The sequence below is a fragment of the Herbaspirillum rhizosphaerae genome (genome assembly GCF_046025915.1).
Taxonomy (GTDB): domain Bacteria; phylum Pseudomonadota; class Gammaproteobacteria; order Burkholderiales; family Burkholderiaceae_D; genus Herbaspirillum; species Herbaspirillum rhizosphaerae_A.
The window spans coordinates 30,137-43,882 of sequence record NZ_JAQQFR010000004.1 but is presented as its reverse complement, the minus strand read 5'-3'; the positions used below and the strand labels follow the sequence as shown (position 1 = coordinate 43,882).

General features: G+C 58.7%; 13 protein-coding genes. 6 read left to right on the top strand and 7 right to left on the bottom strand.

The features are described 5' to 3' along the window. Positions 1 to 38: 38 nt before the first annotated feature. Positions 39 to 506, bottom strand: a complete 468-nt coding sequence (locus PQR63_RS07135; protein ID WP_408166854.1) for an META domain-containing protein — start codon at positions 504 to 506, stop codon at positions 39 to 41. Positions 507 to 571: 65 nt separating this feature from the next. Next, positions 572 to 1,750 carry an MFS transporter gene (locus PQR63_RS07130; RefSeq protein WP_408166852.1) on the bottom strand — a complete coding sequence of 393 codons (1,179 nt, stop codon included), beginning with the start codon at positions 1,748 to 1,750 and terminating at the stop codon, positions 572 to 574. Positions 1,751 to 1,955: 205 nt separating this feature from the next. Between PQR63_RS07130 and PQR63_RS07125 the strand changes: the two genes are divergently transcribed. The 5 genes from PQR63_RS07125 (at position 1,956) to PQR63_RS07105 (ending at position 7,845) form a co-directional block, all read left to right on the top strand. After that, positions 1,956 to 2,612 (top strand): HD-GYP domain-containing protein, encoded by a 657-nt coding sequence (locus PQR63_RS07125; RefSeq protein WP_408166850.1) that lies wholly within the window; start codon positions 1,956 to 1,958, stop codon positions 2,610 to 2,612. 139 nt (positions 2,613 to 2,751) lie between these two features. Continuing rightward, the gene (locus tag PQR63_RS07120; RefSeq protein WP_408166848.1) at positions 2,752 to 3,999 is read left to right on the top strand and encodes a YbfB/YjiJ family MFS transporter; all 1,248 of its coding nucleotides are present in this window, start codon (positions 2,752 to 2,754) and stop codon (positions 3,997 to 3,999) included. A gap of 107 nt (positions 4,000 to 4,106) precedes the next feature. Continuing rightward, on the top strand, positions 4,107 to 5,009 hold the full coding sequence (locus PQR63_RS07115; RefSeq protein ID WP_408166847.1) for a LysR family transcriptional regulator: 903 nt from the start codon (positions 4,107 to 4,109) through the stop codon (positions 5,007 to 5,009). Positions 5,010 to 5,129: 120 nt separating this feature from the next. After that, on the top strand, positions 5,130 to 5,741 hold the full coding sequence (locus PQR63_RS07110; RefSeq protein ID WP_408166846.1) for a glutathione S-transferase family protein: 612 nt from the start codon (positions 5,130 to 5,132) through the stop codon (positions 5,739 to 5,741). 13 nt (positions 5,742 to 5,754) lie between these two features. Further along, positions 5,755 to 7,845, top strand: a complete 2,091-nt coding sequence (locus tag PQR63_RS07105; RefSeq protein ID WP_408166844.1) for a 2Fe-2S iron-sulfur cluster-binding protein — start codon at positions 5,755 to 5,757, stop codon at positions 7,843 to 7,845. Between the two features lie 38 nt (positions 7,846 to 7,883). Here the strand turns inward: PQR63_RS07105 and hisC are convergent, their stop codons facing one another. Next, on the bottom strand, positions 7,884 to 8,951 hold the full coding sequence (gene hisC, locus PQR63_RS07100; RefSeq protein ID WP_408166842.1) for a histidinol-phosphate transaminase: 1,068 nt from the start codon (positions 8,949 to 8,951) through the stop codon (positions 7,884 to 7,886). A 233-nt stretch (positions 8,952 to 9,184) separates the two neighbouring features. Here hisC and PQR63_RS07095 point away from each other — a divergent pair, with 233 nt between their 5' ends. Next, positions 9,185 to 9,763: a DUF4337 domain-containing protein gene (locus PQR63_RS07095; RefSeq protein WP_408166840.1), complete on the top strand. Its 579-nt coding sequence runs from the start codon at positions 9,185 to 9,187 to the stop codon at positions 9,761 to 9,763. A gap of 156 nt (positions 9,764 to 9,919) precedes the next feature. Here the strand turns inward: PQR63_RS07095 and PQR63_RS07090 are convergent, their stop codons facing one another. The 4 genes from PQR63_RS07090 to PQR63_RS07075 all read right to left on the bottom strand — a co-directional run bounded on the left by PQR63_RS07090 (position 9,920) and on the right by PQR63_RS07075 (position 13,537). Then, positions 9,920 to 10,513, bottom strand: a complete 594-nt coding sequence (locus PQR63_RS07090) for a putative pterin-binding protein (RefSeq protein WP_408166839.1) — start codon at positions 10,511 to 10,513, stop codon at positions 9,920 to 9,922. Positions 10,514 to 10,642: 129 nt separating this feature from the next. Beyond that, complete coding sequence (panS, locus tag PQR63_RS07085) at positions 10,643 to 11,563, bottom strand: ketopantoate/pantoate/pantothenate transporter PanS (protein WP_408166837.1); 921 nt, start codon at positions 11,561 to 11,563, stop codon at positions 10,643 to 10,645. A gap of 379 nt (positions 11,564 to 11,942) precedes the next feature. Beyond that, positions 11,943 to 12,257, bottom strand: a complete 315-nt coding sequence (locus PQR63_RS07080) for a hypothetical protein (protein ID WP_408166835.1) — start codon at positions 12,255 to 12,257, stop codon at positions 11,943 to 11,945. Positions 12,258 to 12,385: 128 nt separating this feature from the next. Continuing rightward, positions 12,386 to 13,537 carry a branched-chain amino acid ABC transporter substrate-binding protein gene (locus PQR63_RS07075; protein ID WP_408166833.1) on the bottom strand — a complete coding sequence of 384 codons (1,152 nt, stop codon included), beginning with the start codon at positions 13,535 to 13,537 and terminating at the stop codon, positions 12,386 to 12,388. Positions 13,538 to 13,746 lie beyond the last annotated feature (209 nt).

Genomic DNA, 13,746 nt, shown 5'->3' with positions numbered 1-13,746 from the left:
TTTCTCTTTCTTTGTTCGATTTCAGACTTGTACCGGTATTACTTGCCGCTGGCACCGGAGGACGGCGCTGCCTCTTTCTTGCGGGCCTGCAGCATCATGACTTCGCCATCGACGGCAAACAATTTCAGGCTGTCGCCCTCAATCTTGTAGCGATCCAGCGCCTGCAGCTTGTCGAGAAAAGCCGACTCAAACTCCATCGCCTTGCTCATGCACGCCATGCGTGTCGCAGCAGCGTGCCCTATCGTTAAACGGCGACCTTCGCGCAACACATACGGTGCTGTAAATCGATTGCACCATGCGCGGCCGCTGACGCTGGCTTCCTTGCCGTTGTCCTGAAAATTCAGGATTACCGGCTCGCCATTATCGCCATGTGGAATTTCATGGCCCGACCAGTTGGTCAGCTCCCACAGCGAGCTGGTCAGACCGGCTGTTGTATCGGCCGCCGGCTGAGCTGCACAGGCGGCCAGTCCCAATACAACCATCATCACTGCCAAATATTGTTTCATGTGCAGGCACTCCTTCTACCGGTAAAAATCAATTCATCAATTCATCAATTCGGCTTATTTCAGGCTTACTCCAGCCACACTGCGCGGCTGGCAGCCGCCGCCACCGCAATACACAGCACGCCGATGAACGCCAATCCCGCTTGCAGGCCGAATCCGTGTGCCAGAAAGCCGACTATCGGCGGCCCGATCAAACTGCCGCTGTAACTCAGTGTCGCCACCCCGGCCAGCGCAATCGAGCCATGCCGCCCGGCCGCGCTGAAGATAAACGGAAACACCATCGCCACACCGCTGCCGGCCACTGCAAAACCAATGATCGCCATCGGCATATTGACTGCCGCCACCGCGACGAACACACCAGCTGCCGCCAGCAATGAGCCAAAGCCGACAACCTTGCGGGCGCCCCAGCGTTCTTTCAGACGATCGCCAATCAAGCGCGCCAGCAGCATCATGCCGGCGAACGCCGCATAGGCCAGCGGCGCACCGCCGTCGCCTGCGCGCATGTGATCCTTCATGTACAGACCGCTCCAATCGGCAATCGATCCCTCAACAATCGCACCGCAGAAACCGATCAGGCCCAGCGCCACCAGATGGCCGTGCGGGATCGCAAAAATCTTTTTGTCGGCGCTCGGCTCCGGCCGGTCATTGGGCATGGCCTTATAACCAAGACGCAATGGCACAAGAAACAGCAGAGCCAATGCAAGGAAGTGCCAGAACGGCGCTACCTCGAATGAAGCCACAGCGCTGCCCAGCAAAGCACCGCTGAAGGTACCGACGCAGAACCAGGCATGCAGGAGCGACATGATGGAACGTCCGGCCTGTTTTTCCGCGACGGCACCGAGGGCGTTGATAGCTACATCAAAGCAGCTCGACGCGGCACCATACATCGCGCTGAACAGCATCAGCAGTACCAGATTGGGAGCAATCCCGAGCAGCGGCAAGGTCAGCAGCAAGACCAGTCCCGCATACCACGTCGTACGGCGCGGTCCGACATGTGCGTTAAGCCATGCCGCCAGCGGAAACGAGCCGACCGCGCCGATACCGCCGCACAGCAAGACCATACTCAGTGTGGCCGGGTCCAGCTGCAGGTTGTCGCGAATCGATGGAATGCGAGCAGCCCAGCTGGCGTACAACAATCCCAACAAGAAAAAGAAAAATGGAATAGCGACTTGTCGCCATCGCACAGGCAACGCCGATGTCCCGAGGCTGGCATTGTTGGAAGTGGAATTGGTCAGGTCGGTTGTCATGCAATCAGGAGAGGATTAAACTTCGGGCAGCCGCCATTATCTCGCATCCCTCCGAATTGCTCCCATACCGCTGCTGAATCACTGTCACTTTGCTGTCAAATACAGACAGCAGTAGCAAACAGCAAAAGGGCCGGCTGTTTCATCCGGATGCGAAGATTGTTTTCCGCCCACACTGTTTTTGTGCGGCACCGTTTTAGTTTTTTGAATGTCTGATCTGACCGACCATCCTGCGCCGACGCCGTCCTCATTGACGCCTACGCCAACTACCTCAATCACCATCCTTCAGCGCGAGGCAATCAATGCCCTGCTCTCGCTGCAAAACCTGATCGACGACTACACGCCGCAACACGAAAGCCGTGTCGCCACACTGGCCTTGCGCATCGGCCGTCATCTGGCGCTTGACGCGTCGCGGCTTGAAGCATTGCATCTGGCGGCACTGGTACACGATATCGGCAAGGTCAATATTCCGCTGGAGATACTCAACAAACCCGGCAGGCTCACCGATGCGGAATTCACGCTGATCAAGACGCATGTGCAGACCAGTTACGACGTACTGAGCCACATCTCGTTCACGCACCCGGTTGCCGACATTGTCTACGCCCACCACGAATATCTCGACGGCTCCGGCTATCCACGCGGCTTGCGCGGCGACCAGATCATGCTGGAGTCACGCATCCTGACCGTCGCCGACATCGTCGAATCGATGTCCGAAGACCGTCCCTATCGCAAGAGCCTCGGCATGGACGCCGCCTTGACGGAAATCCAGCGCTTGCGCGGCACACGCCTGGCCCCGCTCGTGGTTGATGCCTGCCTGCGCGTATGCGGTGACGGCACAACCTCCCCTGAACAAGCACATGCCTGACAACAAGAGTCGGCACAATCCGCTACACTCTGAGCAGCGCCGCAGTCTGCATTGTCACTTTGCCACCGTGCGACAGCGATCCTTCGGCGCACCATAAAAACCAGACGGCAATCAGCCGTCGATGCTCAAGAGACAAGCCATGCACGATCCGACTGCGGCCGCCGAACAGGCGCGCACTATGTCCCCTGCTCACCACGATTTCATCATGCGCCATCCGCTGCTGACCGCACTGGCGCTGTCGCTGGGCACGGCAATCGCGCTCGGCGTGGCGCGCTTCTCGTATGCGCTATTGCTGTCTCCAATGCGTACCGACCTCGGCTGGCCCTACCTCATCGCCGGCGGCATGAACACCGGCAATGCGCTCGGCTACCTGCTCGGCGCACTCGCCACGCCACCGTTGGCACGACGCTTCGGCACGCACAAGATGCTGATCGGCGGCGCGCTGGCGACAGCGTTTTTCATCACCCTGTCCGGCTTGTTCATCGATACGGCAAGCTTGCTGTTTTTGCGTGTCGTCACCGGTGCTGTCAGCGCATTCATTTTTATTACCGGTGGCATCCTGGTGACGCGACTGGCAGCGCTGCATCCGCGACGCGCCGGATTCTTGCTGGGCGTGTTCTACGGCGGCAGCGGTATCGGCATCGTGATTTCCGCATGGCTGGTGCCGTTGACGATTGCCGCTGCGAATGCCAACGGCGTGGCGCACAGCTGGCAATGGGCGTGGCTGGCGATGGGCATCCTCAGCCTGATCGCGACGGCGTTCATGGCACCTCCCGCGCTGCGCATTCCTGATCTGCCGTCGCAGGCGCGCGGTGCAGAACATGTCCGCTATCGCAGTCTGGCGTTCGGCCTGACGGGGTATTTCATGTTCGGACTTGGCTATATCGGGTACATGACTTTTGTCATTGCCTTGCTGAAGGAACAAGGCATGTCGGCCGGCATGATCACACTGTTTTATACGCTGCTGGGTGTCGCCGTGGTGGCGTCGTCGCGGTTATGGGCCGGCATGCTGGACAAATTCAAAGGCGGCGAATCGCTGGCCATCCTCAATGCCTTGCTGAGCATCGCGACGCTATTACCGGCGGTAACTGCAGCGCCGGTGGCGGTGTTCATTTCCGGCCTGATGTTCGGCGGTGTGTTTCTCTCTGCAGTCGCGTCGACGACCGCATTGGTGCGTCACAATCTGCCGCCGGCCAGCTGGTCGGTCGGCATCAGTGCGTTCACGATTGTGTTTGCAGCCGGACAGATCGTCGGCCCGAGTATCGTTGGCTGGATTGCCGATCGCAGCGGTGGGTTGCAGCAAGGGCTGATGTTTTCTGCGGCGGCCTTGCTGATCGGTGCGCTGCTGGCATGGCGTCAACGACCGCTGACTCTGCTGAAAAATTAAGTATCCCAAGTTTCACGGTACCGTGAGGACACAGGAAATACTCATGATCTCGGGCATAATCCGAATACCCTGAAATCATAATTAGCCATTACAAAACCGGGAATAATATGGATCGACTTGAGTCGATGGCGATTTTTCTTGCCGTGGTTGATGAAGGTGGATTTGCCGCTGCTGCAAGAAAAATGAAAATCTCGCCGCCCGTCGTCACGCGCGCTATCAGCGATCTGGAAACAGCCATCGGCGTGCGCCTGCTGACACGCACCACGCGTATCGTCCGTGTCACCGACGTCGGCGCACGCTATGCCGAAGACTGTCGCCGTGTGCTGGCCGATATCACGGAAATGGAAGACCTTGCCGCCGGCGCCCATGGCGCGGTGCGCGGTCGCCTGGTGGTGACGGCGCCGGCGCTGTTCGGCCGCATGTATGTCACGCCCATCGTGATGGAGTATTTGCGACGCTATCCCGAGGCCGAAGTCGAATGCCGTTTTGCCGATCGCATCATCAACATGATGGACGAAGGTATCGATGTGGCGGTTCGTATTGGTCACCTGCCCGATTCCAGCTATCAGGCGATCCCGGTCGGCACAGTGCGACGAGTGGTGTGCGCCTCGCCGGATTATCTGAGCAAGCATGGCACGCCGCAGGTGCCGGATGACCTCAGGCAACACGTGACCGTGTCGTCAAACAGCATCTCCACGTCGCCGGACTGGCGCTTCACCAAGGGCGATGCAAGCACCCTCGTGCGCGTGCAGCCGCGCATGACCGTTCTCTCGAACGATGAAGCCATCATCGCTGCGCTCGACGGCTTCGGCATCACGCGCGTGCTGTCCTACATGGTGGCGCCGCATCTGTCGGATGGACGACTGGTGGAAGTATTGCGTGAGCATGAAACACCGACGCTGCCCGTGCATGTGGTGCAACATGAAGGCCGCCACGCCGCGCGCAAGGTGCGCGCCTTTCTTGACCTCGCGGTCGGCGAGCTGCGCGGGGAGCGGCCTGCTAAAGAGTAATGGAGGCCGAAATGACGGGATTATTCTCAAACCGGGAATAGTTCATTGTCCCGGGCGGCGATTCTCTTCATCTGCGTTATCGGCAAAACTGGCGACTCCTACAACCCACCTGGAGCTGCCATGAAACTCTACCACCACCCTCTGTCCGGCCATTCGCACCGTGCCCACCTGTTTCTCTCGTTGCTGGGCGCGCACCATGAACTGGTTCTGGTCGACCTGAAAAAGGGCGAACAAAAATCCCCGGAACTGCTGAAGCTCAACCGCTTCGGTCAGGTTCCCGTGCTGCAAGACGGCGACATCGTCGTCAGCGATTCCAACGCGATCCTGATCTATCTGGCCAAGTCGCTTGGACGCACCGACTGGCTGCCGGAAAACCCGGCAACAGCAGCGGCAATACAACGCTGGTTGTCCGTCGCTGCGGGCGAGATCGCACGCGGCCCGGCTGCTGCCCGCCTGGTTACAGTATTCGGCGCACCGATTGACGCCGACGACGCGATTCGCCGTGCCCACGCCATCCTGACGCTGGTGGAGCAAGAACTGTCGACACGTCCATGGCTGGCGGCTGAACACGCCACCATCGCCGACATTGCCCTCTACTCGTATATTTCCAGCGCACCCGAAGGCAATGTCGACCTGAGCGACTATCCGCAGATCCGCCAATGGCTGGCGCGGATCGAAGCGCTGCCTGGTTTTGTCGCATTCCAGAAGACGCCTGTCGGTCTGGCAGCTTAAAAGGAGCACCATCATGACTTCGACACAGCCGACACCAACAGACATCGCGACACACGCGACGCTGCCAACTTCAGTCGCACCTTCCGGCTCTCCATGGCATGAAGGCGAGCTGACTTTGCAGCGCAGTGTCGGTGCCGTCGAACGCATGGTCAACACTGGCCGTAACCAGATGGCCCGGGACTGGATGCCTGATCAGCATCGCGAGTTTTACGCCCAGTTACCGTTTGTCATACTGGGTGCGGTTGATGCCGAAGGCGAGGTGTGGGCGACCTTGCGCGCGGGTCGACCCGGCTTCATGCATGCCGACGTCGCAGAAAAACTCACGCTCGAACTGGCGCGCGAGCCTCTCGATCCCGCCGACGCCGGCATGGAAGACGGCGACGGTATCGGCATGCTGGGGATCGAACTGCATACCCGCCGCCGCAATCGCATGAATGGTCTGGTGAGCCGGCAGTCGGAGGATCGCTTCCATATTGACGTCACTCAGGCCTATGGCAATTGCCCGCAATACATCCAGCTGCGCCAGTACGAATTCACCGATGCGCCGGCCGGTCCGGTGAGTACCCTGTCGGCGCTTGATGCCGAGGCTGCCGCCATGATCCGTGCAGCGGATTCGTTTTACGTCGCGTCCTATGTGGTGCGCGACGGCAAAAAACAGGTTGATGCTTCTCATCGCGGCGGCAAGCCGGGATTCGTGCGCATAGACGACGATGGTGCGCTGACCATTCCGGATTTCTCCGGCAATTTGTTCTTCAATACGCTGGGAAATTTTTTGCTGAACCCGCGTGCAGGTCTGGTCTTTGTGGACTTCCGCAATGGCGATTTGCTGCAGCTGAGCGGGCGCGCCGAGGTCATCCTCAATACCCCGGAAGTCGCGGCCTTCATGGGCGCCGAACGCATGTGGCGCTTTACCCCGCAACAAGTCGTACGCCGGCCCGCTGCCCTGCCGTTGCGCTGGATTGATGTCGACGCCGGCGCATCACCCAATTCTCTGATCACCGGAAGCTGGGAAGACACAGCCTCCCGTCTCAAGGCTGCCGAACTGGCCACGCAATGGCGGCCGTTTCGTGTCAGCAAGATCGTCGACGAGAGCGCCGCGATCCGATCGTTTTACCTGTTGCCGGCCGACGGCGCCGGCATGCCGGGTGCGGCGGCGGGACAACATGTCTCGGTACGGATGAACGTTCCGGGAGCAGGCGTGCAGATCCGTCAGTACACCTTGTCGAGCGCTCCCTCGGATGCATTCCTGCGCATCAGTGTGAAACGTCAGGGATTGTTTTCCGAACATCTGCACGGCGCGATCAAGGTGGATGACGTGATCGAAGCGCGCGCACCCGCCGGCAATTTCACCATCGATGCTGCCGTGCGTCGTCCTGCCGTATTGCTGGCGGCGGGTGTCGGCGTCACGCCCATGCTGTCGATGTTGCGGCACCTGATACACGAGGGCATGCGCAAGCGCTACCAGCGGCCGGTATGGCTGTTTCAGTCGGCGCGCAGCAAAGCCGAGCTGGCTTTTGGTGAAGAGATCGCTGCACTGGTCAACGCCGGTAAAGGCGGTGCGCGTCACGTGCGCGTGCTGAGTCAGCTGGAAAAAAATGCCGGAGAGACCGATATGGCGGGACGCATCGATATCGCCTTGCTGAAGAAAACTTTGCCCTTCGACGATTACGACTTTTATCTCTGCGGCCCGGCCGGATTCATGCAGCAGATGTACGACGCCTTGCGCGCCATGAATGTCATCGATGCGCGCATCCATGCGGAAGCATTCGGCCCTTCCGGCCTGCAACGCCAGGTCGATGAACAGGCTCCACAAATCCCGCTCAAACCGGCGGCAACAAACGCCGTGCCTGTGGTGTTCATGCGCTCCGCCAAGGAGGCGCGCTGGACGTCAGACAGTGGTTCGCTGTTGGAGCTGGCAGAACAGCGCGGCCTGAACCCGGAATCCAGCTGCCGCGACGGCCGCTGTGGCACTTGCCGTACGCGGGTGCTGCAAGGTGAAGTGACTTATGCGAAAACGCCCGGCTTCGCGGTGGAAGCGGATGAAGCTTTGATCTGCTGCGCGCTGCCGGCGGAGGGTTGCACGACGCTGCATCTGGAGCTGTAATCAGCCCATCAGCCCGCATGCAGCGTCGGTGTATCCGTTCAGGCCAGATGCTTGCGCAATGAAGTGATCAGCGTCTGGCATGCGTCATCGGTACCAACCGTGATGCGCAGGAACTGATTGATGCGTGCGCTGGTGAAGTGACGCACGATGATGCCGTCACTGCGCAAGGACGCCGCCAATCCCGCCGCGTCATGTTGCGGATGACGTGCGAACACGAAGTTGGCCGCAGACGGCAATACGTCAAAACCCAATGCCGTCAGATCCGCCACCATCTTGCCGCGGCTGGCGATGACCGCCTTGCGGGTGGTGTCGAAGTGCTCGTCGTCTTCCATCGCTGCGGTTGCGCCGGCAATCGCGATGCGATCCAGCGGGTAGGAATTGAAACTATTCTTGACCCGTTCCAGCGCGCTGATGAGATCGGCATGGCCGACCGCAAAGCCGACGCGCAAGCCGGCCAGCGAGCGCGACTTCGACAGCGTCTGCACGACGAGCAGGTTCGGATGGCGCGCGACCAGATCGATGGCGCTGTCGCCGCCGAAATCGATATACGCCTCATCGACAATCACCACGCGGTCTGGGTTGCCTGCGAGCATGCGTTCGATCGCGTCGAGTGCGAGCAGACAACCGGTCGGCGCATTCGGATTCGGGAAGATGATTCCGCCGATGGCATCGCCATGGCCGAGGTAATCATCGACGCGAATCGAGAAGTCATCCGCCAGCGGTACGGTGCGATATGCCACTTCATACAAACCCGCATAAGTCGGGTAGAAGCTATAGGTGATGTCTGGAAACAAAATCGGCGCGCCATGCTTGAGCAGCGCCTGGAAAGCATGCGCCAGTACCTCATCGGAACCGTTGCCCACAAACACTTGTGCAGGCGACAAGCCGTGGCGTTTGGCAATCGCCAGCTTCAGCGGCTCGGCATCGGGGTTCGGGTACAGGCGCAGGTTGTCGCCAACCTCCTGCGCCATCGCGGCAACCGCCTTAGGCGAAGGGCCGTAAGGGTTTTCATTGGTGTTGAGCTTGACCAGATTGCTGATCTTGGGCTGTTCACCAGGGGTGTAAGGCGTCAGGCGGCTGACGATGGGGCTCCAGAATTTGCTCATGGGAATGGTTTTCGGCAGGTTCAACGAAGGTTTTGCGGGAAAACGTCTATGGTAACAAACCCCAGCCCGCCGCGAGGGAGAGATGACGCAGCAGATAAAGCCGGCAACAACGGCAACTGCGGTCAACTAAGCCCATCCCTTGCGCATTAATGGCATGCGCAAGGAGGGTTGCGCAGGTTCCCGGCGGCAACGCCGGCCAACTCCATCATGATAAATCTATAAAGAGCACTCGCATGGCTGAAGAATTCGAAGTCCCAAGTCCGCACGAACATCATCTGGAACATGTCACCGAACACGCGCACGGCAGCGGCGACAACTTTGCCGGCAAGATCGCCGTCATGACCGCGATCATGGCGACCATCGGCGCGCTGTTCAGCTACCAGGCCGGCTCCACCGAAAGCGCCGCCGCGATGAACAAGAACAACGCCGCCATCAAGAAGACCGAAGCGGCGAACCAGTGGAATTATTACCAGGCCAAATCCAGCCGCCAGAACCTGGCCGAACTGGCCGCGACCATTCCCGGCGTCGATGCGGCGAAATACACAGCGGCGGCGGAACGCTACAAGTCGGAAAAAGAAGACATCCGCAAAGCTGCGGAGAAGCTGGAAGAACAATCCAAGGAATGGGACGAACTGTCCGAAGTCAAACTGCACCAGCATCACCGCTGGGCGCAAGCCATGACGGCGATCCAGATCGCCATCTCGCTGGCGGCCATCACGCTGCTGACGCGCAAGGACTGGCTCAAGAAGATTTCCTATACCGCAGCAGGCGCCAGCGTCATCCTGGGCACGCTGGCGGCGATGCATATCTGAGTCAAGTAGAAGACAAACCTGTTTGCCTCCCGTAGCGAGAAGCCGTCAGCCGTTGCCGACCGGAGCGCAGGACACCGGAGTGTACTTCAAGTACACGAGGATCCCGAGCACCGTACGGCAGCGGATCACGGCTTCGCAGTAGGGAGGCGAACAGGTTTAAGTCTTAGCCTCGATGTGATACGTGCCCCACGGGCACAAGGCGAAGCGCGCGCTGATCGGTTTCTCCATGATCTCCGGAAAACGGTCTGCGTCATACACTGCCCACAACGGCCCCAAACCACCCAGCGGAATCGCCTTGCCGTCCAGATGCGTGGCGACGATGAAGCGGTACTTGCGGATATCGGCCATCGACACCTGCACTGCATAACCGTCGACGGCACGCAACAGCACGTCGCCGGCCGCTGCCGCACCGGCAGCGCTCAACACATCGCTTAACAAGGGACCGCTCAGTACGTGCTGCTTGCTGTCGTATTCCAGCGTCGGCTTGATGGTGGTTTGCGGCAAGGCGCTCAGGGATGCAAAGTCGAACGTATGGGCGCGGTTGAATTGCAGCTTTTGCTTGGCCATCATCTGATCCAGCGCCGGATCGAGTGCGCCGCGATTGCCCGCGCCAATGGCGCCGGTGATGGTCAGCAGCACCGGACCGCTGTCCTTGTTGCCGGCACAGGAAGCTTGCTTCTTCTTGTTTGCCGCGATGGCGACGCTGCTCATGCCCAGCAGACCGGCGGCGAGGAATTGTCGTTTTTTCATGATTTGATTTCCCTTTTTCTGCACAAACGATGCATCGCATGATGCCTGATAAATGCCCATGCCGCATCGTGCATTGGGCATAAAAAAAGCGGACCGCAGTCCGCTTTTTCCTTCCGGCCAAAGACCGGCTTATGCCTGATCCTTCGGCGGACGACCACGCCAGTAACCGGCCAGCATCGAACCCGACAGGTTGTGCCAGACCGAGAACAGCGCGCCCGGCAATGCCGCCAGCGGCGTGAAATACAGCTTGCCCAGTGCTGCAGCCAGACCGGAGTTCTGCATGCCGACTTCGATCGCCAGCGTACGGCAAATGGCTTCATCGAAACCAAGCAAACGACCACCCCAGTAGCCGCCCAGCAGACCCAAGGCGTTGTGCAGCATAACGCCGATCAGCACGACCAGGCCGACCGAGGCGATGCTGGCCTGGCTGCCGCCGACCACTGCAGCGATGATCAGCAAAATCGCAACCATCGATACCAACGACAGATAAGGCTCGATGCGACGGATCAGCTTGCCCGCGAACAGATTCAGCACCACGCCGACGACGATAGGCACCACCACGATTTGCACGATGCTCATCAGCATCGCGTGTGCGTCGAAATGGATCGATGCATCGACATACAGCTCGGTCAGCAGTGGCGTCGCGAATACACTCACTAGCGCCGACAAGGTCGAGATCGTCACCGACAAGGCGACGTCGCCGCGCGACAGATAGATCATGACGTTGGACGCAGTGCCGCTGGCAACGCTGCCGACCAGCACCATGCCGGCGGTCAGGTCAGGCGGCATGCGCAACAGCTTGGCGATGACCCAGGCAGCCAGCGGCATGACCAGGTAATGCAGCACAATGCCGGCAGCAACCGGCGCCGGGCGTTTAACGATACGTTTGAAATCATCCAGCGTCAGCGTGACGCCCATGGTCAACATGATCAGGGTCAGTAAACCCGTGACGTGAGGGCCAATCGGAGTGAAGGTGGATGGTGAAAAATAAGCGGCGGCGGACAGCAATAGCGCCCACAGCGGAAACAGGCGGGTAAGACTAGCAAGCATGATAGAACAATCGTTTAGAGGCTCGGACAGAAGCGCAGAGTAAAAGAGAAAAAGAGAAAAAGAAAGAGCGAGAAATTTTTTTTGTTTTTCGATATCTCCGCGGGTCGCGCGCAGCAGGGAACTCAATACTGATTTCAAACTACGAATTCAGTCATCCGGAACGGAAGAGATCATCAGGAAACAAACAGGAGGCGGCGGCTGCAGCGGGTAGGATGCGGTCATTCCGGTCCGGCGATACATCTTGTGGATACATCGGGAGCGCTATTTTAACCGCGCCCGCAAATCCTTGCTGGCAGGCGCTGTTGGCGGCTCAGGGATGGCTTATGAAAGACTTATGGACGATCTGAAAATCGCATTGCCTCCGCTGTCTTGTCTCGCTTCAGCCAACGCATTTAAACATCACCACACTCTTGGATGGCCATACGCCGAATACCCCATCTGAAGTTTCAGAACTGGTCAGTTGCATGCGTTTGCCGCGTTCCTTGCAATAAGCGTCTGCACTGAGCGCGGCACTGGCAGCGGCACCGTTGTTGCCGTTCAGCCGCGACTGTCCGGTGACCATGTAAGTGTCCTTGTCCAGCTGCTGAACTGCACCACCGGATGCGCAGGCCGCCAAGGCAAACAACGGCAATAGCGGTAACAACGGCAACCGCCGCAGAACGAAAAATCCCGGATACAAGCGCTGCAGCTTCACGTTTCCCCCGACATGCAATGTAATGAAAGCCAAAGGCTAGCCTACAAGTTGCCGCCATGCGCGGATGTAAAGAGCGCCGTTACACTGCCTTTACAAGCTGTGGGCATCGTGAGGAAATCGACCTGTCGTCAGCGCCCGACCTGGCTCTTGACCGCAACCCACCGTTGGTTCTGTGCTTCATAGATGGTGAATGAAGGATTGCGCAAATTGCCCGACGCATCGAAAGAAATCGTTCCGCTCAAACCGCGATAGCTGATTTCGTGCAAGGCATCCACAACTCTCCTGACGTCGAGCGAATTGGCTTGCCGTATTGCTGCAATCAGCACCTGAGCGGCATCATAGGAAAACGGTGTCATGCCGTAGACGTTGAAATCGAAGCGCTGTGTATATTCCGCCTCAAATTTTTTCCAGCCCGCCATCTTGTTGAAGGGAACGCCGCTCTCCAGCGACAGCGATCCGTTGGCGGCAGCTCCCGTGGAAATGAAAAAAGATGCTCCTACAATCCCGATCATGGCGGTCACCAGCCGAGACTTCACTTCCATGCGTTGCATGCCCTGCGCAAACATGCTGGTCTGCGCCGAATAACCGCCGAAATAAATCGTATCCACGTCATGTGCCTTAATACGTCGAAGCAGCGCGTCGAAGTCTGAACTCACCGCACTGATGCTCTCCCGGATGACAATGCTGGCGCCATTGTCCTTGGCAATATCGGCAAAGCGCGTGGTCGCGCCCACGCTGAATAGCGTACCGTTGTCGATGATGGCAATGCGGCCGGCATGCAAATCCCTGACAACAAAGTCGGCCAGATAAGGCACCGCATCGTCATCCGAACCGACGGTGCGAAACGTCGTGCGATAACCCAGCTCCGTGAACTTGCGCGCCGTCGCTGCAGGCGAGATCTGTGGAATGCCGGCGGTCGCATAAATCTTTGCGCCAGCGATGCTGGTTGCACTGTTTGCTCCACCGATGACACCGATCACACCGGACTGCACCAATGCATTGGCAACATGTTGCGCGCGCACGGGATCACCTCGGTCGTCCATGCGAACAAGCCGAAAAAAGATCCGCTTGCCGTCGATCTTGTAAGGATTGCGATTGGCTTCTGCGATAGCCAGCTCTGCGGCGTTTGCCATGCTTTTACCAAAGTGTTCCGAGATGCCGCTTAATGATCCGGAAAAGCCGATCAGTACGGTCTGAGTATCGTCTGCACCCGCCTGCGAGGAAACGGAAAACAATACAACCAGTATCCCTGCCCTGTAAAAGCGGCTTAAAAGATGCATCTCGCCTCCGTATGATTTTTTCGTGATCAAAATGACATCTCTTATACCTCACGAGCATCTTGTCCACGATCAAAAAAATACGAAATCAGGGCACCATTACACACTGATACAGAATCGATTCCCAAAAGTAACAACGCCCCGAAAACGGGGCGTTGTGATCTTTCAGTGCGACTGACTGCTGCTTGCCATGCTTCTTGCAGCTTGTGATT